General features: G+C 40.5%; 18 protein-coding genes. 10 read left to right on the top strand and 8 right to left on the bottom strand.

Annotation, left to right across the window (positions count from 1 at the left end; all coding sequences use genetic code 11):
* The first annotated feature begins 27 nt into the window (after nt 1-27).
* The 3 genes from PATL_RS06040 to PATL_RS06030 are packed head-to-tail and all read left to right on the top strand — an operon-like array spanning nt 28 to nt 3,313.
* Complete coding sequence (locus PATL_RS06040; RefSeq protein ID WP_041713441.1) at nt 28-1,383, top strand: O-antigen ligase family protein; 1,356 nt, start codon at nt 28-30, stop codon at nt 1,381-1,383.
* Nucleotides 1,380-2,972, top strand: coding sequence for a GMC family oxidoreductase (locus tag PATL_RS06035; RefSeq protein WP_011574043.1), 1,593 nt, complete (start codon nt 1,380-1,382; stop codon nt 2,970-2,972). Before PATL_RS06040 ends, PATL_RS06035 begins: the two co-directional genes overlap by 4 nt.
* Nucleotides 2,969-3,313: a hypothetical protein gene (locus PATL_RS06030; protein ID WP_011574042.1), complete on the top strand. Its 345-nt coding sequence runs from the start codon at nt 2,969-2,971 to the stop codon at nt 3,311-3,313. Before PATL_RS06035 ends, PATL_RS06030 begins: the two co-directional genes overlap by 4 nt.
* On the opposite strand, the gene PATL_RS06025 is transcribed toward PATL_RS06030, so the two are convergent.
* The 3 genes from PATL_RS06025 to PATL_RS06015 all read right to left on the bottom strand — a co-directional run bounded on the left by PATL_RS06025 (nt 3,306) and on the right by PATL_RS06015 (nt 6,418).
* Entirely contained in the window at nt 3,306-4,511 is a 1,206-nt protein-coding gene (locus PATL_RS06025) for a hypothetical protein (RefSeq protein WP_011574041.1), read from the bottom strand. The two genes, PATL_RS06030 and PATL_RS06025, sit on opposite strands and share 8 nt — an antisense overlap.
* A gap of 32 nt (nt 4,512-4,543) precedes the next feature.
* The gene (locus tag PATL_RS06020; protein WP_011574040.1) at nt 4,544-5,359 is read right to left on the bottom strand and encodes a sulfotransferase family protein; all 816 of its coding nucleotides are present in this window, start codon (nt 5,357-5,359) and stop codon (nt 4,544-4,546) included.
* A gap of 132 nt (nt 5,360-5,491) precedes the next feature.
* Nucleotides 5,492-6,418, bottom strand: coding sequence for a glycosyltransferase family 2 protein (locus PATL_RS06015; protein WP_011574039.1), 927 nt, complete (start codon nt 6,416-6,418; stop codon nt 5,492-5,494).
* 387 nt (nt 6,419-6,805) lie between these two features.
* On the opposite strand from PATL_RS06015, the gene PATL_RS06010 reads away from it, so the two are divergent.
* The 3 genes from PATL_RS06010 (at nt 6,806) to PATL_RS06000 (ending at nt 9,787) form a co-directional block, all read left to right on the top strand.
* A complete protein-coding gene (locus PATL_RS06010; RefSeq protein ID WP_041713437.1) occupies nt 6,806-8,047 on the top strand; it encodes a TIGR03087 family PEP-CTERM/XrtA system glycosyltransferase in 1,242 nt (413 codons plus the stop codon).
* An 86-nt stretch (nt 8,048-8,133) separates the two neighbouring features.
* On the top strand, nt 8,134-8,625 hold the full coding sequence (locus PATL_RS06005) for an acyltransferase (protein WP_367643727.1): 492 nt from the start codon (nt 8,134-8,136) through the stop codon (nt 8,623-8,625).
* Between the two features lie 28 nt (nt 8,626-8,653).
* On the top strand, nt 8,654-9,787 hold the full coding sequence (locus PATL_RS06000; protein ID WP_011574036.1) for a right-handed parallel beta-helix repeat-containing protein: 1,134 nt from the start codon (nt 8,654-8,656) through the stop codon (nt 9,785-9,787).
* Between the two features lie 35 nt (nt 9,788-9,822).
* On the opposite strand, the gene PATL_RS05995 is transcribed toward PATL_RS06000, so the two are convergent.
* The 5 genes from PATL_RS05995 to PATL_RS05975 are packed head-to-tail and all read right to left on the bottom strand — an operon-like array spanning nt 9,823 to nt 15,543.
* A complete protein-coding gene (locus PATL_RS05995) occupies nt 9,823-10,839 on the bottom strand; it encodes an acyltransferase family protein (RefSeq protein WP_011574035.1) in 1,017 nt (338 codons plus the stop codon).
* Nucleotides 10,840-10,856: 17 nt separating this feature from the next.
* A complete protein-coding gene (locus tag PATL_RS05990) occupies nt 10,857-11,756 on the bottom strand; it encodes an FkbM family methyltransferase (protein WP_011574034.1) in 900 nt (299 codons plus the stop codon).
* Between the two features lie 11 nt (nt 11,757-11,767).
* The gene (locus PATL_RS05985) at nt 11,768-13,261 is read right to left on the bottom strand and encodes an EpsI domain-containing exosortase (RefSeq protein WP_011574033.1); all 1,494 of its coding nucleotides are present in this window, start codon (nt 13,259-13,261) and stop codon (nt 11,768-11,770) included.
* A 21-nt stretch (nt 13,262-13,282) separates the two neighbouring features.
* Nucleotides 13,283-14,128: an XrtA system polysaccharide deacetylase gene (locus tag PATL_RS05980; RefSeq protein WP_011574032.1), complete on the bottom strand. Its 846-nt coding sequence runs from the start codon at nt 14,126-14,128 to the stop codon at nt 13,283-13,285.
* Nucleotides 14,129-14,130: 2 nt separating this feature from the next.
* Nucleotides 14,131-15,543 (bottom strand): TIGR03013 family XrtA/PEP-CTERM system glycosyltransferase, encoded by a 1,413-nt coding sequence (locus tag PATL_RS05975; RefSeq protein ID WP_011574031.1) that lies wholly within the window; start codon nt 15,541-15,543, stop codon nt 14,131-14,133.
* A gap of 173 nt (nt 15,544-15,716) precedes the next feature.
* Between PATL_RS05975 and PATL_RS05970 the strand changes: the two genes are divergently transcribed.
* Genes PATL_RS05970 through PATL_RS05955 form a run of 4 tightly spaced genes read left to right on the top strand, consistent with a single transcriptional unit; the run spans nt 15,717 to nt 20,471 of the window.
* On the top strand, nt 15,717-16,352 hold the full coding sequence (locus PATL_RS05970) for an XrtA/PEP-CTERM system exopolysaccharide export protein (RefSeq protein ID WP_011574030.1): 636 nt from the start codon (nt 15,717-15,719) through the stop codon (nt 16,350-16,352).
* 29 nt (nt 16,353-16,381) lie between these two features.
* Nucleotides 16,382-17,965: an XrtA system polysaccharide chain length determinant gene (locus tag PATL_RS05965; protein WP_011574029.1), complete on the top strand. Its 1,584-nt coding sequence runs from the start codon at nt 16,382-16,384 to the stop codon at nt 17,963-17,965.
* Nucleotides 17,962-18,861, top strand: a complete 900-nt coding sequence (locus PATL_RS05960; protein WP_011574028.1) for an XrtA-associated tyrosine autokinase — start codon at nt 17,962-17,964, stop codon at nt 18,859-18,861. The genes PATL_RS05965 and PATL_RS05960 overlap by 4 nt, the downstream gene beginning before the upstream one ends.
* On the top strand, nt 18,861-20,471 hold the full coding sequence (locus PATL_RS05955) for an outer membrane beta-barrel protein (protein WP_011574027.1): 1,611 nt from the start codon (nt 18,861-18,863) through the stop codon (nt 20,469-20,471). The genes PATL_RS05960 and PATL_RS05955 overlap by 1 nt, the downstream gene beginning before the upstream one ends.
* The last annotated feature ends 3 nt before the right edge of the window (nt 20,472-20,474 follow it).

The raw sequence follows: 20,474 nt of genomic DNA, 5'->3' as shown, positions 1-20,474 counted from the left end.
TATGACGGAAAAGAAGATCAAATTGTAATGCGCGATATTATCGTTTTACTCATTTCGATGATTTTAATAATCACGGCAATAACTAGCCGTTTTGCTGGAGCAGTTGGCTATTGGTGGTTCGGTATATTTAGACCCCAGGATTGGGTGTGGGGGAATATAAACAGCCTTAAGCTCCCACTTATCGCGATAGCCTTATTCGTGATCCCGTGTTTCTTGCAAGGGTTATGGCCAAGGTTTAAAGACCCTATAAGTAAATTGTTACTTGTTTACTTAGTCCTAACCGTAGTGACTCAATTTACATCTTCTTGCATACCTATTGGCTTTAGAATTAGTTATTTTCAACAGTTCGCAGTATTACTACTAGCGATTTTCCTCACTATCAGAGTGACAGATAACGAACAACGTTTTTGCTGGATTATTGCAGTTGTAGGCTTATCACTCGCGTTTCATTCTGGCAAAGCTGGTTTGCTCGGAATGCTGGGCATGGGCGGCACCTATTACGGAGCCTCTACCATGCAGGGATTGTTTGCCGGCAGTAACGGTTTTGCATTTGGTTCTGCAGTATTACTATTCTTTAACCTTTTCATCGTAAGGATGGCTTATGCCCAAAATGCGCTGTTTTACTTACCAGAGATGGTTCGCTCACAAAGAACACTGAAACTTATAAAAATCTTCGGTCCAATCGTTTGCATAGGTATCATTTATAACGTGATAACCCTATTTTCAAGGGGTTCAGCCTTGGCCATGTTCTTAGGCCTTGCTCTTTGGTTTAGCTTATCGAGCTTATTGAAGTTTAAACACATTATCATCATGAGCATCATTGGTGTTTTAGGTTTGAGTGTCGTCGGATTACCAGATGGCTATAAGGATCGCATTGCGAGTGCATTCGTCGAAGATGAGGAGTTAGATGATTCAGCGGCTTCTCGGCCCCACTTTTGGGGCATAGCTATGGAAATGGTTGCCGATAATCCATTAGGTGTGGGACCTGGCTGCTATAACACCTACTACCCAATTTATGACAGTTCATTTGGTAAATATGGTATGTACAGAACCGTTCACAGTGCTCACTTTGAAGTGATATCTGAAATAGGCTATTTGGGCGCACTAAGTTGGCTCCTTTTGTACGTGATCTCCATTAAAAAATTATTCTACATTCGAAAATCGGTAAAGCTAACCCCTATTAATAAAGAACAAGACGAGTTTTATGTTAATGCTGCAAACCTACTTATTGCCGCCATTACGGTTTTTCTGATTGGATCTTCTTTTTATGCTATGGCATATAACGATATTATTTGGTTGCTATGGGGACTCACTGCAGTTTTAATCACCTTATTTAAGCAATATTCATCCCAGTCTCAAAAGGACCTGAAGGTAAAAACATGATTATCGACGCAAACACTTTGTCCGAATCCACAAAGCACGTATACCATTATTGCATTCTCGGAGGTGGCGTTGCGGGCATCACCCTTGCCAATGAATTATTAGCCTCAGGCAAACGCGTTTGTATTGTTGAAGGAGGCGATGAAACCTTTACAATGGACTCACAGAATCTTTATTCGCCCGCCGTGCAACCCACCGAATATGAAGATCCCACTTATGACCGATTACGATTTTTAGGTGGCTCTAGTAACCATTGGGAGAATAGCACATCTGAATTCCACCCCAGCGACTTTAAAACAAAAGATTGGATTGCCCACAGCGGATGGCCAATCAGCTTCGATGACGTTAAGCCGTTCTACAGCCGCGCAGCACTCTACTGTGGCACGGGCAGTGACGGTTACAATACAGCTCATTGGTCAAAGCACTTTGGCAAAACAGACATCTTCGAGTCGTCACAAAAAATCAACGCTAATATAGTTAAAGCAGCTATCCCTCCTGTACATTTTTTTTCCAAATATGGCATGCCTCTAAAAGAGTCGCAAAATGTCACAATATTTAAAAATGCAAATTTAGTCGACTTGAGCTTTAATGCACAAACTTTGGCTGTCGAATCTATCGACTTTTCTAATTATTCAGATGTAAAACATACTGTTGCTGCAGACACATTCATCCTATGTCTAGGTGGTATTGAAAATGCGCGTTACATGCTGATATTTAATGAAAAATATAAGGACGCTCTAGGGAACAAGTCTAAAAATGTTGGGCACTATTTCATGGATCATCCCGTTTTACGTGCTGCTAAGTTGTATCCAAAAAAGAAAGATGACTTTGCTCTTTTCACTATGCGCGAACACATTGACGAGCGCTTTATCAATGGCTTTATCGAGATGAATGAGTCCACGCTTAGCCAGGAAGAAATCAGTAATATACGTGTACCACTTTTTGAAAAGTCAAACTTCATTATTTCAGAAGGTATCGAATCGTTCCATGTTTTGGGCTCAGCGATAGAGCAAGAGGCTATTCCTGACTATTTTGGTCAACACATGATGAATGTGCTGGGTGACATAGACATGGTTGCTGAGGCAGTGTCACGTAAAACATTCAGTAATAAGTTGTTTGACTACGCTGATGACTTTGGTGGATATGATTTAGCCATAATGATTGAGCAAACCCCCAAGTATGATAACAAGGTATTTTTATCCGATGAGGTAGATAAGTTAGGATTGAAGAAAATTAAAATCGACTGGACTCTGCATGATGACGACATAAATAGAATGTGGAAAGCTTTAGATGTGATGGCCAAAGAAATAGGAAGGTTAAACGTAGGAAGACTTAAAGTAATGAAAGAATACGAAGAGCGTCTTCGCAGCGAGAAACTTTTCTTCAGCCATCACCATATGGGAACAACTCGAATGGCTGATAACATTCAAAACGGTGTAGTTGATAAAAACCTAAAAGTTTTTCATACAAACAACTTATACATTGCAGGTAGCTCTGTATTTCCTACAGGAAGTCATGTCCCTCCAACCTTGACCATAACTGCTTTAACCATCAAACTAGCTGAACACCTACTAACAGAGGCCGTCGTATGAAACACAACCAAACAGTTAATCGTACGCGTCGCTCCTTATGTCTTGGTTCATTATTACTAAGTACTTCAGGGGTCCCATTTACCTCTTCCGCTCACCAATCCAATACTCTGCCAAAGCCAAATGAAAGCGTAAACTACTACCAGTTTTATCTCGCATGGAAACAACTTTTTTCCCTTTCTCCTCAAGAATATATAAACAGACGTCAGTACGAACATAACGGATTGAAGAGCTCTGAAATAGTCAAGCTAGACTTTGAGCTGCACAACGTTGTTGAAATAGAGTCGTTTATTCTTAGTAAATATGAAGCCGCTTTTGTTGCACACATTGGCTCATTTACTTAGCAGATTGCAAAGGAGGAAGTTGATATATTCTCATCACTGGCAGTGTTACGTATTTGCTTCTGCGATCAGCATTTGATTCTAGTAAATAAAGCCTATTACGTTCTGCATCAAAATACCCACCTATTACCAGTCCATTGAGATGGGGTAGTGTCAGCTTTCCATAGCGGCTAGGTTGAATATTGTGACTTGAAGAAATTGCATCGTCTGGCGTAATGAGACGGTCCATTTCCCATATCCAAAAATAATTATACTCGTCTTTTGGATCGAGCGGACATGGCCCTCCGCATAGTCGTCCATTTAGTTGCTTTATTTTGTAGCCTAACCCCCTTTTATGGCCTGCTGATGAGCCAACAACGATATATTCTTCCGTTTGGGATATAAAACCCACAAAGGCTTTAGAGGTAATTGTCCAAATATCATTACTCTTTTTCTCATTATACAAATCTGCATGCATCGGATGCTTTAAAGAAAAATTCAATATTGTTTCAGTGACAATCATTCCATTGTTAATACGTTTATCAAGCACACCAAAAGGATTAAAGGTAAATAGAGAAGGGCCAACACTACTGCGGCTAGTGATAGGAAAATTACTAGCATTCCCTACTAGATATTCACTTTTAAGTGCCATTTGATACTGTTTCGGAACGGGTGAAATCCAACCTGTAGTGTGGGCAGCCCCCCTTGTTTCAAAAAAGCCTGCTACTTTCGATGCCTTTAAATTATCCGGTGTTCTAATTATTAAGGTAGTGTGAGTGTTATCTGAGCCACCATCGTAGTAGGTCATCACATTCACAAACAACTGCCCCTCAATGATTTTCATACCCGTAATGCGATTAATCTTCTGATTATTCCTATCTACTACCTTCGCAAATAGCTTGCTAAACCCCTGTTTAAATGAAGCTCTTTGCATATTTTGAATACTACTTCGACCAGTAAATTCAGGAATGTTTAATTCTGCAATAGCTTGGTCACGTGTATGACCCACAATGAAAACTGAATTACCGTCATCACTTATAGCAAATGCGCCAGCGGCATAACTGAAGTTCGATATAGGGTCATTAGGTACGTGCGGCAGCGTGAACCCGCCTAAATATTCGACGTTTTCCCAAGTTAATCCCTGTCCCGCGCTTTTAGGGACAGAGCAAAGTAGTGCTATCAATATAAATATTACATCGAAGGTGTCCCGTTTAAAATTCATCTCTAGCTCCTTGTATATTGAAAGTTAACAAGCTAACGCCAATGATTTAAGTCTATGTCTAGTATCTGTTCTATTAGTTTTATATCTTCATCGAATCGACCACTCAGAGCATTAGGAAAAGCAGATTTTCCTAGCTTATCTGACTTTTTGTGTGCAACTTCTTTCACCCACTCGGCTATTGGCGATGCTTTAACTAATTCGATCACCCAAGTCAGCTTCCATTTGGCTAATCGCGCTTGCAGATCAGGCAACACAACTCGATTGATCCGTTTATTCAAGGTGCTTGGCATAAAATCAGGATCTACTTGTAAGAACGCAAAAACTTTTTTTAGGAAAGTCTCAGGTGACTGAGATAGCTCATCATAGAACAAAACTAGCACCTGGGAGCTATCGAACAATGAATATAACCGTTGTAAATGCTTGCCCTGCATACTCAAATCCGTAACAAACTCTTTATTTGCGATCACTTCTTCGAAGCTCATTCCAGAAAACTGACCTTGTGAATAAAGTTGGTACTGAGAAAATGCGCGTTCCGCCGGCTGCCGAAGGATATAAATAATTTTTACGTCCGGAATGTCTCGTTTTATACGCTCAAGAGCTTGAGGTTCTTGATAATAATTGGGTGTTAATTCTCCCCAAGTTTTGGCCGATCCACGTTGTGTTAGCATGAATCGCTCTGTATAGCTCGCTAGTCCAGTATCGTAGAAGCGGTCAAAGAAGTGCAGCTCTTTCTCTGCAGGTACAAATACCTCAGGGTGCTCATCCAAACAGTTATGTAGCCACGTTGTACCTGCGCGCTGTGAGCCTATACAGATAAAATTAGGTAAGTCTCGAACCTTTAAATTCATTAATCCTTCTCTTTGGGTCTGTGAACGACTTCATATATACCTGAAGCGAAATGTTAAACTAATTTTGCGCTGGCCCCTAAGAATGCCATTTTGTATTTTGAACAATATGTCGCTAGGTTAATTTCTTTCTCTCTAAGACTTCTGAAACCGCGCATTCATCATTCTGAGTCTATCTTTGATTGAAAGTTTGGTATTGCTTTCCTTGGCATAGCTAACAGACTCTCGATACTGTCCTTGCCAATAGAGGTGTCTGAATGCTTGGATTTTAGATTTGTTAATAGCTGCAACTGTCCGCGATAGATACCTATCGGGTACAATGCCTTTTGCCACTATATCCTCAAGAATCAGAGCCTTGCCTTTCAAGTTAGCAACAAAATCATCAGACATGTTTTTTCCGTGACGACGCAATTTAACCGTCTTCTGATTTGTGCATGCTCCTTGCGCTACAAGTAATATACGCCTTGTAAAATCAGAATCCTCTGAATTCATTCGACTGTATTTATCATCTATTCCTCCAGCCTTGATATAGGCTTGTTTAGTAAACGCCCAAGTCGATGGGAAAGAAGGGTTAAATGTTAGAAAGTCTAAAAATGCATCTTCCGCTAGCAATATCTTATCCATATCAACACTTGCGGAAACACTTTCCCACCATCCAGAGGGCGCTGTAGAAAAATGATCGTAATTTGCTATTGCTCTGTCATCAAATTGCGTGTGATTGGAAAAAACGTATTCTACTTTCGGAAATGACTTAATCGTATTTGATAACGATTCTAAATGCGTTGGTAACCAAATATCATCGTCGTCATTGCATGCAATCCACTTATTCTGACAGCACTCAACCGCTACTTTACGCGATGTACCGCATCCTACATTCGCTATTTTTTTATACACAATCCGATCTAAATATGGTTCTAGTACAGCCTCTGTATTGTCAGATGAACCATCGTCTATCACGATGACTTCTTTCGGTGCTAATGTTTGATTTAAAACGCTTTCAACTGTTTCAACAATATATTCTTCTCTATTGTATGAGTGTATTGCGACAGAAAAATCGATCATTTTTCCTTTAATCCTTATCAGAGTAGTTTATCTACTTGGAATCCTTTGAAAGCTCTAAGTACTACTTTCTACTGGTTTATAACATTTTGCTAAACGGCAATTATCTACATAGGCTCATTAAATTGAACTCAGTACGAAATCAAATAACTTGCCCTTCACATTGCCATCTTAAGTGGTTCGATAAGGTAATACCAGAAACAGTTGTTACTCTAAAAACGATCTTGTTCTCTGCTTAGTCAATAGATTAAATTTTTTTCGCAATTATTAAAAAAACGCAAATTTAAGCGAGTTTTGCAAACTTTAATTGTACTTTTATATGCTGAACACTCCGGTTAGTATACGTCTAATCTACTGTTTTTCCGCCATTTTACTATTCGGAACTCTATTTTGAAAATACTATATTTGTCCCATCGCGTACCTTTTCCACCAAACAAAGGCGAGAAAATTAGGACCTTTCATCAAATTGAGTATTTGCTCCAAAAGGGTCATGAAGTAACTGTGATTTCTCCCTATGAACAATGCGACGAGTTACCCTACTTCACCGAGTTAAAATCTCAATACGGCGTTAACGTTCACAGCTTCAGGCTCCCACCAAAGCTTCTTCGCCTTATGTCGGGGTTCGTGCAAGGAAAGGCGTTGAGCGTCGCTAATTTTTCCAGTGCAGAGCTACAAAAAGGCTTAGATCAACTGCTGGACGAACACGACTTTAGTGCCTTAGTGTGCACAGCATCGAGCATGGCTGAGTATATTTTTAATAGCCAAGCCAAAGTGATTAAGGATAGAGAATTAAGACTTTTCATGGATTTTATGGATTTAGATTCTGATAAATGGCGCCAATATGCTCAGCGCTCATCTCTACCAATGAAACTGTTGTACTCTCGCGAAAAAAACCTAATTTCAGCATTGGAGGTCCAAGTTGCATCTCACTTCAATACATGCTTTTTTATTACGGAAACTGAAGTCGCATTATTTAAGCAAGGAGCACCAGACCTGGGAGATATTTGCGCAATTGAAAATGGTATTGATACAGTTGGATTTTGCCCCCCTGATGTTCCTCGTTTTCGCGAAAGCCCGATATTATTGTTCACTGGTGTAATGAATTATTCTCCTAATGTAGATGCTGTCCTTTGGTTCGTGGAAAATGTTTGGAAAGATATTGTGCAGATTTGGCCCAGTGCTGAATTTGTCGTTGCCGGTATGGATCCAACCGAAAAAATAATAGCATTGGGAAATATGAGAGGGATAACCGTAACAGGGTTCGTGGACGATATTAAACCGTATTTCAACAGAGCAAATGTGTTCGTCGCGCCTTTTAGAATAGCACGGGGAGTGCAAAATAAGGTATTACAAGCTTTCGCCTGTGGTCTACCTGTTATATCTACTCCTATGGGGGCTGAGGGTATACGTTGCACTGAGAACAAAGATATTCTACTGGCGGAAACAAGTAGTGATTTTATTCTACAGCTCGAAAAATTATTTCAATCTCCTGAACGTTACGCGCGCATTGCCGAAAATGCGCTGCAGTTAATTCAACAACACTATACTTGGGAAAGTATATTAGCCCCATTTGAAAATAAACTTTTAATAAATCAGACTGAGCTCATTTCGACGAGTCAAACTAATAAATGAAAATATTCTTGAAATGGGTAGCCGGTATAGTTTGCAAACTTCTAGTTACCCCTATATATCTATGCTATCGATTGACTTGCACTATCATGAATAATGACCGTGTGTTTTCAAGTTACTCGCACTTTTTTAGTCTTTTACCCGGTTTCTTTGGCAACCAAATACGACTCGCCTTTTATAAATTATCCCTCGAAAATTGCGGTCATGATGTCGTATTTTCGTTTTCTGCATTATTTTCACAATCAAACATCGAGATAGGCTCTGGTGTTTATATTGGACCACAGTCTAATATCGGAACCTGCAAAATCGGAGTGGATACCTTGATAGGCAGTGCTGTGCACGTATTAAGCGGTAAAGGCCAGCATAACTTTGATGACCTATCACGTCCCATAAAAACTCAAGGAGGCGCCTTTACCAAGATTTCTATTGGAGAGGATTGTTGGATTGGAAATGGTGCGCTAGTTATGGCAAACGTGGGTAACAAGGCCATCGTCGCAGCAGGCTCAGTGGTAATAGAAGATGTGCCTGATTTTGCTATTGTTGCTGGAAATCCTGCGAAAGTAATTAAAATGCGTAATTAACGCACAGTACATGTAAAGGTTTATTACCATGACATCAATAACTCGCTTCTGTACCGGAGAATTTACGTTGAATAAGATCAGACATCGTTTTTGCTTATTTTTGCTTATGTTAAGTATTTCAACCGTTACATTCAGCCAGAACAGCCATGTGGAAGCCGGGTTATCTGTCATCGAAGTATCGGATATTTCCTCTTTGTACAACGCGTTGAAACGGGCTAATAAGAATGGAAAAACCAAAATATTACTCGCCCCAGGCACTTATCAGCTGAACAAACCGCTACTTATATCAGCCGCACACATCAGTTTAATAGGCGATCAATTGAACCCTGCGGATACTCGAATAATAGGCCTAGGTATGCGTAGACGAGGTCAAGTAGAGAATATCATCACGGTTCACGCAAAATATTTTACACTCGACGGTATCACCTTAGCTGAGGCCGGCAATCATCTTATCCAAATTTCTGGAGAACGCGATGCTGACTTCCCCACCCTCAAAAATTGCATTCTACAAGACAGTTATCAACAATTAATCAAGGTTTCATCTGGGGGAAAATCAAAAAATAGCAGCGATTACGGTGTGGTCGAAAATTGTGAATTTGCCTACACAAAAGGGATCGGGCCAAACTATTACATAGGTGGGATCGATGCTCATGGTTCGCGCGGCTGGATGGTCGCACACAATCGTTTTAAAGATATTGCCAGCCCAGATAAACGGGTCGCAGAGTTTGCTGTCCATTTTTGGAATGGAGCAAGCAATAATACAGTACAAAACAATACAATTATTAATTGCGACCGTGGGATCGGCTTCGGCCTCAAGGGTAAACCAGCGTCCGGCGGTGCCATTATTGAAAACCTAATTATTCACTATGATGACAAGGATCCCAACGCTGATGTGGGAATTTCACTAGAGCAATCACCAGATACTCAGATTTTAGATAATAGAATATACCTCGGTCATAACTACCCCAACGCGATAGAATATCGCTTTACTGATACAAAAAATATTGTGATAGCAGACAATATTACCAACAAACCTGTGCGCAAGCGCAATGGGGCACAAGGGATGCTGATAAACAACACAAGGGTCAAAAATTTAAAAGAAATGCTTAGCAAAGAAGAACGCACTCAGTTCGAAGCTTTATTTTGGCCCGAAAATCAGTAACGTGTCACATAGAACAAGAGAAAAGTTCAGTGAAGCTAGCCTTGCCTTATATGGGCTCTTATCCTCTCAATATTCTCATTAACGTATTTATTGACTAATACGGATATAACAACGGTTATAAAAAGCCCCAACGTAAATACAAGAGCGCCTTTACTCATATCATCTGTAATTAACCACGAAGCTAAGGCCGCTCCCGACCAATGAAATAAATAAATGGGATATGATAAATCCCCAAGTACTCTATCAACTGTTCTACTAAAAAAACGAGCCCCTTGATCAAACAACAACACGGTCATCAAGGTGCTAAGCCCTAAATTTACCCAGCTTCCTATAAGGCTTACAAACCAAGCTTTATCGGTTATCAGAACTTGACATAGAACCACAATAGCAATATTGCCTATGTAAAGACATACGATCATGGGCACACCGATTTTATGAACTACACTGGTGACCCATTTTCGGTAATGATAGACCCAAGCTCCTAATGAAAACGGCAAGGCGGCCTGCAATACATTTCCATATCCTGTTGAAAATAAACCTGTCTGAAACATATTTCCCCCAACCCAACAAATACTAGCGAATAGCCAGATCGAAGTAATCATACGAGTTCTGGATATGCCCAATCCAATCAAAACATAGAACAGTATTTCAATACTCAGAGCCCAAGTAGCGGGAGAAATACGCACTGGGTAGGTGACAGGCTCAAATGCAGGATAGATCATAGTGACATTTGCTATCGCACTCGCAATGTCATTAGGTAACATCATTTTAGTGTGAAATACGCCTGAGACGTCATTTCCAATCAGTAATATTATGCAGATACCTAATAATAAAAGGCACCAGTAGACAGGATAAAGACGAAGAAATCGGTTCAAAGCATAGCGTTTGAAACCATCTAATGAATAACCGTAGGACTCATTCATTATCATGGTCATCAAGAAGCCGCTTAGTACAAAGAAACTATACACCGCGTACGGACCAATAGAAGCGACGTCTAGCACGTGATATATCACCACATTAACCGCTAATATAAACCGATACACCCCAAACATAGATTTCCCTTTGTTATCTACTGTTGCTCAATTGGAATCGAAATACCGATCACATCGTATTGTTTCATTTCATACTGCTTAAAAAACGCTGTCGTTCTATCGACTTTTTTATCTTTAGAAACAATAGGGACATACCAGTCGAACCCTCGTAATGCTTCAGCTTGGCGAAACAGTTCTTCTGGTGTAATGTTCGTTTTAACCAGCACATCAGGGTGAATTTCAAGCAACAAAATGACTGAACCTACATGGGTTAATAACTGAGCTGCACCGGCCAGTACTTGTTGTTCTTGCCCTTCGACATCAATTTTAACGACCACACGCGAACATAATTTCACCTGAGGATTCAATCTATACCAACTATCTAAACTGACAACATCGACAGCTCCCGAATCAGCTCTGATTATCTGGCCTTCATGGTCGTTAGCACGGCTCATATCAGCTTCAAGATCAGCCTTTCCATCAAAGTCAGACACCGCTGAATTTAGTGCCATTACATCGAGCGAAAATTGAGAAAAATTATGCTCTAGTACAGTGAAAGAGTTTGGATTTGGCTCAAATGCAATAATGTTACTTAAATTGGAACAGCGAGATGCAACTAAAGACGAGACTGTGCCGATATCTGCCCCTAAATCTAAAAGAGTGAAAGGCTTTTCTAAGTCACTGAGTAAATCGCAGAAGGGTATAAACTCTTCTAAGTAGTAATTATTAGGTCCACCTTCCAACCAAAAACATAATTCGGTTAACGGGACAGAAAAGAAACGCTCTTTGACTTTATAACGGATCAGTTTGTGCGGAAAATGCGCACTCATCCATAGATAAAAGCGATGCTTTCCTCGCCATTCATGCGTCTGCGCCCAAACCAAGCAACGATTAACAAGAGGATTAAAGTGCCGCTCAGCGAAATTGAAAGATTGCATATTATTAGTCGTTACGGAAATATCTGATTGATAGCGTTAAACTTGCTGCTCATCATTCTACTGAACCATGCCTTATCAGTGTCTAACGTACTGTACTCAATTTCTGCTGAGACCATAACAAGACCACTTCCATAATGTTGCCCTAACATTATTTGATAAATTTCATATAACTTTGCATGATTTTTATTTGAAAATATCTCGCCATCAACGAAATACCAATACCCAAGCAAGCGAACACCCCGAGCATTAACTATTTGCTCAACGTTAATCTTGTCCTCTGGATTTATCGTGACTGAATAAGCAGACTCTAATGTCCAAGAGTCTTCCAAATACATACGATTAGCAAAACTCACCAATTCTCCTCGTCCTTTAGGATACCAAACCGCATACATGTCAACCGCTTTGTTTTCGAACGCAAATCGAGAAGTATTTTTGTCATAAAAATCGACAAACTCAGGCGACCAGTTAGCAGTTACTTGTGCACTTGTAAAAGGCAATGCTTTGAGACGCTCAGGTGAGGTTCCTGCTACTAATTGGCTTTGGATAAGTTGGTACCAGAATAAGAAAAACAACATAGAAACCGATATTGTCACACTTGCCTTTATATAAACTTGATTAGAGGATACGAAAGGGATTGCAAGTGGTGTTTCTGGTTTTAGATCAGAAGACTTTTCTCTTATTAACTCGCCCAGCCCTATTAGGCATATGATTACTAAACTAAAAAACACCCATCCATAGATAAGGTGATCCGCACCGACAGCATGCTCCATGTTCGTTAGATGGCCAGTCAAAATGATGCCAAACACCCTTATAGCATTGGCTATAATAGGGAACAAAATGGATATACACACGAACGAAAATCTACGAACACTCGACTGCATATTCATATAGGCATACAACGAACCAATCACGACCGATGCGATGAAAAAGCTAATACCTGAACATGCTTCTGCCACAAGAAACCGGCCCTCAGGGATCTCTATGTATAAGCCACTTCGATAGATTGGCACATTGACCCACTGTAACATCATGACAGATAAGTCTGCGGTAACAGCTTGCAGCGTAGGAATTAACTCCTCGCCTACCGGAATACAAAAGACGATAAAGAATAAAGGAAATAAGATTCTTTTAGCTTGCTCGTTTCCTAATAGAAACCAAATGCTAAAGGGTAAGAAGGTAAATGTAGCAATATGCATGAAAAGCTGAACACCACCTGAGAGCCCAACCCCATATAGCCCTAAGCTACCAAAGCATAAAATTAAAACCCAGTAATTTGGTCTAATGGCTGAGAGCGAGAGTTGCTCTTTTTTACAATAAATAAAATAAATGCTGGCAGGAATAACAAATAAACAGTGATTAAAAATATCGGAAATAATCCAAATATCAATTGCGGAGACAAGCCCCTGCCAAAATGTAACCACCCAAAACGCGACAACAATTAGCAGCGCAATAATCCCTATTACTGAATGACGTTCTTCAGGGGCACGCATACTTCCATCATTCATTGGAAAGACTCCGTCCTATTCCTAGCTAGTGCTTTCAATATTATAAACACTCTTCATGGTGTCCCATGAAAAATCATTAAGTAATCGCTCCAGTTTTCCTTGAGTTTTATTCAAGTTCACATAGTGACGAAATCTTGATTTAAGGGGTGCATTCGTCATGCGAGGTTGATCAGCGTCTATTTCCCAGGGATGAAAATAGAAAGAGTACGGCTGTTTCTCTTTTTTCAGATAGCCGGTAATCAAAGACTTTGTCAAGGTATATGGGTACAAACGAAAGTAACCACCGCCACCTATGGGTGTTTGCCGGCCCATCACTTTATGGGTAGGGATTGGAATTTCTATAATGCCTTCTTTGCGCGTATAGGCAAAACGCGGCCAGTCCGGTGTACCGTACAAATCATGTTTCACAGGATAGGTGCTAGAACTATATTTAAAACCAAGTTCAGCTAATACCTCAAATGCCCACTCATTGTTGTAGCCTATGGAAAAGCTTGGGGCACGATAGCCCGTAAGAGCTTCCCCTAACAAATCCTCAAGATGCTCCTTCGACCGAGTTACATCAGCCGTAAACTGCTCTCGCGTTTGTTCTGTGGCGCGTCTATGCGCATACCCGTGGCTGGCGATTTCGTGCCCTTGGGCGTGAATTTCTTTTATTAATTCAGGATATCTCTCTGCAACCCAACCCAACACAAAAAAAGTTGATTTAACATTATGCTTGGCAAACATCTCAAGCAGGGTGCGTGTATTTTTATCTACTCTGGGTTGATAATCTTTCCATTGGTCAGGCGTAATAACTGACTCAAACGCAGAAACATGGAAGAAGTCTTCCACATCGACTGTCATCGCATTTAAACCTGTGACAGGCATCCCTATCTCCCTTTACCAAAAAGCACGACTTCAACGGTCCGAATTAAAATAAGGATATCCAACATTAAGCTTTGATGTTTAACGTAATACAAATCAAATTTCAGCTTTTCCATGGAGTCTTCAACGCTTGCTCCATAAGGATAATTCAACTGCGCCCAACCTGCTAAGCCAGGCTTTACATTATGTCTTTGATTGTAATACGGAATTTCTCGGATAAGTTGCTCAACGAATTGTGGACGCTCTGGCCGAGGATCAATAAATGACATCTCACCTCTGAACACATTCAACAACTGAGGCAACTCATCAATACGATATTTCCGAATAAATTGCCCCACTCTGGTTACTCGATCATCATTTGTAGTAGCCCACTTAGCGCCATCTTTTTCCGCGTCAGGGCGCATACTTCTAAACTTAATGATATTGAATAACTTGCCGTTTAACCCTACCCGCTCTTGCTTATAAAAAACTGATGCTTTAGCCCCACTGTTATCCTCAAAGTAAATAATCAGCGCAGTAAGCAACATAAATGGCCATGTAAACATCAGTACGACGAATGCCAACAAACTATTCATTCCGTAGTCTAAAGCATCTCTAAGGTAATTTTGAGAATTGAAACCGTTGGAATAGATAACCCAACTAGGGTACATCAAATTTACTACAATCTGCCCTGTTTCACGTTCCATAAAGTCAAGTAAATCAGTGACTTCAACTCCACGTAACCGGCAATCGAACAGGATCTCCACGGGTAATGTGCCACGTCTTTGGTCACACGCTATAACGACTTCATCGATATCATTATCAGCAATAAAATTGCGAAAATTTTCATCCACTTTGACGTGAACTAATTTCTCATTTTGAATCCCTTCTTCACGGTTATCACCAGGAATCGGAATAAAACCTAAAAGCTCAAATCCAAAACGATCCACTTCACGACGCATGCGTTTCTCAATAATCGACGCGCGCTCACCGGCTCCAATAACCACTATTTTAGTTTGCCCTAAACCAAGTAGTCCCAGCCGATTAATGAAATAACGAAAAATCACTAAGGCCACGATACACAAGCCTGCAGCTATGGGGAGAAAATACTGATGCAAATCGATATAGGCAAGAAACGTATTTCCCAAGATTTCCATGACGAAATACCCTAGGGCGACGCTGACGAATATGCGCCGGATAATGCCGCGGAATGTCTCTCTTAACTTTGATTCGTACAACCCTACTGATAGTGCAGATACAATCACTAAAAACGTAAATAAGCCGATATAGAGCGTCACATCACCTACAGTAGGGACAGATGAACCGGTAATCTCACTGACAATACCTAAGGTCAAATATAAAATATACGCCACAACTGATGCTTCTAATATCATCAGTATATTTGAGCGCCTAACTTCCTTTCGATTAACAAAACTCATTAATCATTTTCCTCTAATTGCAACAACTTCATCATTTACTGTTTCCCAAATATAAAATAGGTATTTGAGTTCGACTAACTTTTTATTATTGTTCATTATTTTATGTTTTGAAATAAGTCTAAATCTTGTTACATTGATGATCGATGAGTTCAACACACGGAGCTACAATTTACATGAAGACTAACAAAATAGCATTCTTCAATTTAGTATTTTTATTCATTTTAACCTTAGCAGGATGCTCAAGCAGTAATAGTAGCCTTCCTAATGCCTCAACCTATCCTTCATTGACTACTTCGGTAGGCAATTATCAGTATTTAATTGGCCCTGGCGATACTTTATCCATATTCGTTTGGCGAAACCCCGATATCTCTGGCAGCTTTATCGTTCGTCCAGACGGTAAAGTCACGACCTCTTTGGTAGAAGACATCGAAGTAACTGGTAAAACCCCATACGTACTTGCTCGAGAATTGGAAGAATCTCTAGGTAAATTTATTAACAGTCCTCGCGTGACAGTCAGTGTCACTCGTTTCGCTGGTCCTCTAAGTGAACAAGTTCGTGTCATTGGCGAAGCCACAAACCCAAGCGCGATTAATTACACCCAGCAAATGACATTACTGGATTTAATGATTTCGGTCGGTGGCCTGACAGAATATGCTGCTGGTGATAACGCCAAGTTAATTCGTACGATAAACGGTAAGCAACAAACTTTTGGTATTAATATCGACTCATTGATACGAGACGGCGACATTGCACAGAATATTGATATATTACCCGGTGACATCATTATTATTCCTGAAGCTTGGTTCTAGGCAATATTTCGAAGGATACGGAAATTTAGATGCAAGATTTACAGAAAACGATTGAGCTTCTGCTTGATTATCTTAGGGGCGTTTGGGTAAAAAAGCGTTATGTCATGATTTGTTCGTGGCTCATTTGCCCTTTAGGGTTCGCTTATGTGGCCTCCATGCCTGACACCTATGAGTCGCAAGCTCGCGTTTACGTTGATACGCGATCCGTCTTACAACCTTTGTTGCGTGGCTTAGCTGTTCAAACGAATCCACAGCAAGAGATTTCTATGATGGTTAAAACACTGTTAAGTAGACCCAACCTAGAAATTATCGCTCGAGAATCTGATTTAGACATCACCGCGCTCACACCCGGTGATTATGAAAATGTTATCAGCGAACTAGATAGCAATTTGAAACTTAGGGCTGTGGGCCGAGATAACTTGTACACTATTTCATATAGTAATAGCGATCCGCAGATGTCTAAAACAGTCGTGCAAGAGACGCTAGACTTATTTGTGGAAGGTGCCCTCGGCAGCTCGAGAAAGGACTCAGATTCAGCAAGTAGATTCATTGAACAACAGATCTCTGAGTATGAGGCTAGACTGACCAATGCTGAACAACGCGTTGCAGATTTCAAACGTAAGTATGCTACCTTACTTCCCAATAAAGGTTCTTTTTATCAAAACTACACACAATTAAAAGAACAAAAAGAGCAAACTGAATTATCGATAAAAGAAACTGAACAGCAAATCAAAGCATTAACTGGAGAGATAAATCAATCTAGTTCACGCATTGATGGTTTTGCTGTTAAACCCTCCGATTCTAATTCTTCTTTATCTACCCGTTTTGATGCCAGAATTCAAAATTTAGAAGAGCGCCTCGATGAATTAAAACTCAAGTATACTGAGCTCCACCCTGACGTGATTGAAGCCAATTCATTACTTGAGTCACTTCAAACATCTAGACAAGAGGAAATAGACGAGTACTTAGAATCAGCGAATGCAGGCGAGAGCGGCGGTGGAAGTTTAAATGCATTATCCACTGAAATCCGGATTGAAATAAGCCGCTTACAAAGCAACATCGCTTCTTTGGAGGTGCGACGGGACGACTTTGAGCAAAAAATTGAATCTCTGCAACAAAAAATCGATTTGGTACCTCAGGTAGAGGCTGAATATACGGCATTGAATCGGGATTACGGTATTACGAAACGAAAGTACGAAGAGCTACTGTCAAGAAGAGAGTCAGCGGATTTAGCACAAAAAGCTGATGTTTCATCTGAAGATGTTCAATTCAGAGTGATTGATCCCCCCCTAGCTCCATTGACCCCAAGCGGACCAAACCGGTTGATTGCGTACACGACGGTGGTGTTCATTGGTTTTGGAGCGGGTGTGGCGATCGCATTTTTAATAAGTCAAATTAACCCAATCCTTATCCGAGGTAGTCAACTAACCACACTAACGTCTTATCCGGTTTTAGGCGTTGTTTCTCATCTTAATGTCAAAGGGATACGCAAAGTTAACCGAGCTAGAATATTAGTCTTTGCGTTTTCTTCAGGTTTGATTTTAATGTTTTACGGCGCTTTGATGGTCACTGAAATAATGAATATCGATGTCATATCGAGGGTATTAGCATGAACACTATAGAACGCGCTCTATCCAAACAGGAAAAAGATAAAAAAGCTAAAACTGATGAGAATGATACGTCCAGTGACTCAATGTCTAAAGACGATGTTTTTGGCTCGAATCAAGTACCTACTGCCAATGCCGCTAAAGGTACGCCTAATGCATTGATCCCTCCTGAGAGCATTGAAATTGATTTGTTTAAAATGGAAGAAAAGGGCTTTGTTTCAACCAGTGCCAAACGTCGACTAATTAATGAAGAATACCGAGCGATAAAACGCAAAATCCTTGACAACGCTTTTGGTCCTCTTTCTAAATCCTTGAATAACAGCAATATAATCATGGTCACCAGCTCTCGTCCTGGTGAAGGGAAAACATTTACCGCAGTTAATTTGGCTTTAAGCATCGCACTCGAACAAGACAAAACCGTTTTACTCGTCGATGCTGACGTGCTGCGCCCTAACGTTATGCGCACCCTAGAGCTGCAAAACCAAGATGGACTAATGGAATATCTGCTCGGCGAAAAGTCTGATATTGCCGAAGTCATGTGCCAAACTAATGTGCCGAATTTACGCATCATTCCCGCTGGTAAGTCTCATCATCTTTCGACTGAATTGCTAGCGAGTGAGAAAATGTACGAAGCGGTACAAGAGTTTGCTAATCGTTATCCGGATCGTGTCGTTATCGTCGATACACCTCCATTATTGGGTATCAATGAGACGGCAATTTTGGCAAATCTAGCCGGTCAAGCGATTGTTGTGGCTGAAGAGCAGTCAACTAAAATCACCGATATACAAGAAGCCGTTGGGCATTTAAATCCTGACATGGCGATTGGTTTCGTTGTAAACAAAGCGCAAAACATTAGAAAAGACGGAACAGGTTACGGATACTACTACGCAGGAGCAAATTAATGATGCGCATGACAGCGTTTTCCAAACCGAATAAACTTGTAGTCGCTGTTTCTATTGCATGTTGGTTTCCTGATAGCTTATACGCTGCCGACCTCAAATTTATACCTTCTGTATCAGCCACTGGTTACGTATATGAGACGAAAACGGGAGATGATCCTAGTACAGGCACCGAGGCTGTATCTGTTTCTCCTAAGTTAGTTTCTTACTTTACTGGAAAGCGCGCCAACGGTTCTCTTGTAATTGAAAATACGACCGTTGAGCAAAGTAGTAGTGAGCCGAATACGGACAAGAGCTTTACGGAACTTTCATACTCTTCAGGCATGAGCTTAATCGAAAATGTTTTGTCTTTATCGTTGGCGGGAAGCCAAAATTATCGAGTTATTGATACCTCCCAGAGCTACATAAGCGATAAAGTTCTTAGTAGCGGTGATCTAAGTAAAGTATCGAGCCATAATGCACAATTAAGCTTTGTCACTCCTAATCCGCATTATATTGGTTTGGCGGTTCAAAGCGGGTATTCAAAAACAAAGTCGAATGAAACCCTCGGAAGTTTAACCAACTTAAACAGCGAAGGTTACACGGCATCCGCACAGATATATCAAGGCCGTCGCCTGCAAAGCTTGAGCTTTTTATTAAGCTCTCAATTCAGTGACACTAAGCGTGAAAGCACGAGTGATCTTACGTCAACTTTAACGAGCGCCAACATTGGCTTCAAATTCACCGATGACTACTCATTGATTCTTACTGCGACCGATAGAAAATACGATATCGATGAGAATTCAATAACCACAGCAAATAGACAGAACTTAGATACCACGTCCTACGGCGCGGGCGTTCGTTGGCAACCATCAGATGACCGTTTTATCGATATCACCTATAACAATTTGGACGAGGGTGATAATAATAGCCGATATGTAGGATTAAATACCCAATGGGCATTTTCGAAACGCACTTTTTTGGGTTTAACCTATGATAAGAATTTTTATGGCGATGCTTACGACATGGACTTCGCTTATAAGTTAAAGTCATTTAAGACCAAAGCTAGCTATTCAGAAAGTGTTACGTCTTATTCAAGATTAAGCATTGTAGAAGGCGTTAGTAGCTTATTTGTTTGCCCTATCGGCTCTACTGAGTTTGCTGAGTGTTTTCAACCAACATCAATAGATTATGTATTGCAAGCAGGTGAAGAATTCCGTAGCTTGAATAGTTTTACCACGGACATCACTGATGAAACCCTATTTAGAAAAAGTGGCCAGATTAGCTTTGGTTATAACAAACGTCGTCTTTCAGCCTCATTAAACCTAAATTATAATAGAACCGAATATCTTGAATCAGCCAGAGAACAAGACAGTAGAGTCGCTACCTTAAATCTTGCCTATGAGTTAGGCCGCCGCAATGATATTAGCTTAACGACGAGTTATTCGACCCTAGACTACAGTGATAGTGACCGCCAAAACGACGTGTTGAACATCAGAGCTAGTTTTACAAGAGCGTTAAGTAGAGATATGAAACTTACTGTAGCTGCACGCTATGTAGACCGAGAAACCGAAGACGAAAGTCGAGATATCACCGACTCTCGCCTAACGGTTAGTGTTAACTACCAATTCTAACTC

Source organism: Paraglaciecola sp. T6c (genome assembly GCF_000014225.1).
Lineage (GTDB): Bacteria > Pseudomonadota > Gammaproteobacteria > Enterobacterales > Alteromonadaceae > Paraglaciecola > Paraglaciecola atlantica_A.
Note: the sequence above shows the minus strand (reverse complement) of the source record. Positions and strands in the feature narration are given on the sequence as shown.

Excerpts from the sequence above, each read along its gene's own strand:
- PATL_RS05990 (WP_011574034.1), bottom strand. The coding sequence starts at position 11,756 with ATGCAATCTTTCAATTTCGCTGAGCGGCACTTTAATCCTCTTGTTAAT.
- PATL_RS05975 (WP_011574031.1), bottom strand. The coding sequence starts at position 15,543 with ATGAGTTTTGTTAATCGAAAGGAAGTTAGGCGCTCAAATATACTGATG.
- PATL_RS05970 (WP_011574030.1), top strand. The coding sequence starts at position 15,717 with ATGAAGACTAACAAAATAGCATTCTTCAATTTAGTATTTTTATTCATT.
- PATL_RS06000 (WP_011574036.1), top strand. The coding sequence starts at position 8,654 with ATGACATCAATAACTCGCTTCTGTACCGGAGAATTTACGTTGAATAAG.
- PATL_RS05980 (WP_011574032.1), bottom strand. The coding sequence starts at position 14,128 with ATGCCTGTCACAGGTTTAAATGCGATGACAGTCGATGTGGAAGACTTC.
- PATL_RS06035 (WP_011574043.1), top strand. The coding sequence starts at position 1,380 with ATGATTATCGACGCAAACACTTTGTCCGAATCCACAAAGCACGTATAC.
- PATL_RS05960 (WP_011574028.1), top strand. The coding sequence starts at position 17,962 with ATGAACACTATAGAACGCGCTCTATCCAAACAGGAAAAAGATAAAAAA.
- PATL_RS05995 (WP_011574035.1), bottom strand. The coding sequence starts at position 10,839 with ATGTTTGGGGTGTATCGGTTTATATTAGCGGTTAATGTGGTGATATAT.
- PATL_RS06030 (WP_011574042.1), top strand. The coding sequence starts at position 2,969 with ATGAAACACAACCAAACAGTTAATCGTACGCGTCGCTCCTTATGTCTT.
- PATL_RS06020 (WP_011574040.1), bottom strand. The coding sequence starts at position 5,359 with ATGAATTTAAAGGTTCGAGACTTACCTAATTTTATCTGTATAGGCTCA.
- PATL_RS06040 (WP_041713441.1), top strand. The coding sequence starts at position 28 with ATGCGCGATATTATCGTTTTACTCATTTCGATGATTTTAATAATCACG.
- PATL_RS05965 (WP_011574029.1), top strand. The coding sequence starts at position 16,382 with ATGCAAGATTTACAGAAAACGATTGAGCTTCTGCTTGATTATCTTAGG.
- PATL_RS06025 (WP_011574041.1), bottom strand. The coding sequence starts at position 4,511 with ATGAATTTTAAACGGGACACCTTCGATGTAATATTTATATTGATAGCA.
- PATL_RS05985 (WP_011574033.1), bottom strand. The coding sequence starts at position 13,261 with ATGAATGATGGAAGTATGCGTGCCCCTGAAGAACGTCATTCAGTAATA.
- PATL_RS05955 (WP_011574027.1), top strand. The coding sequence starts at position 18,861 with ATGATGCGCATGACAGCGTTTTCCAAACCGAATAAACTTGTAGTCGCT.
- PATL_RS06015 (WP_011574039.1), bottom strand. The coding sequence starts at position 6,418 with ATGATCGATTTTTCTGTCGCAATACACTCATACAATAGAGAAGAATAT.
- PATL_RS06005 (WP_367643727.1), top strand. The coding sequence starts at position 8,134 with ATGAATAATGACCGTGTGTTTTCAAGTTACTCGCACTTTTTTAGTCTT.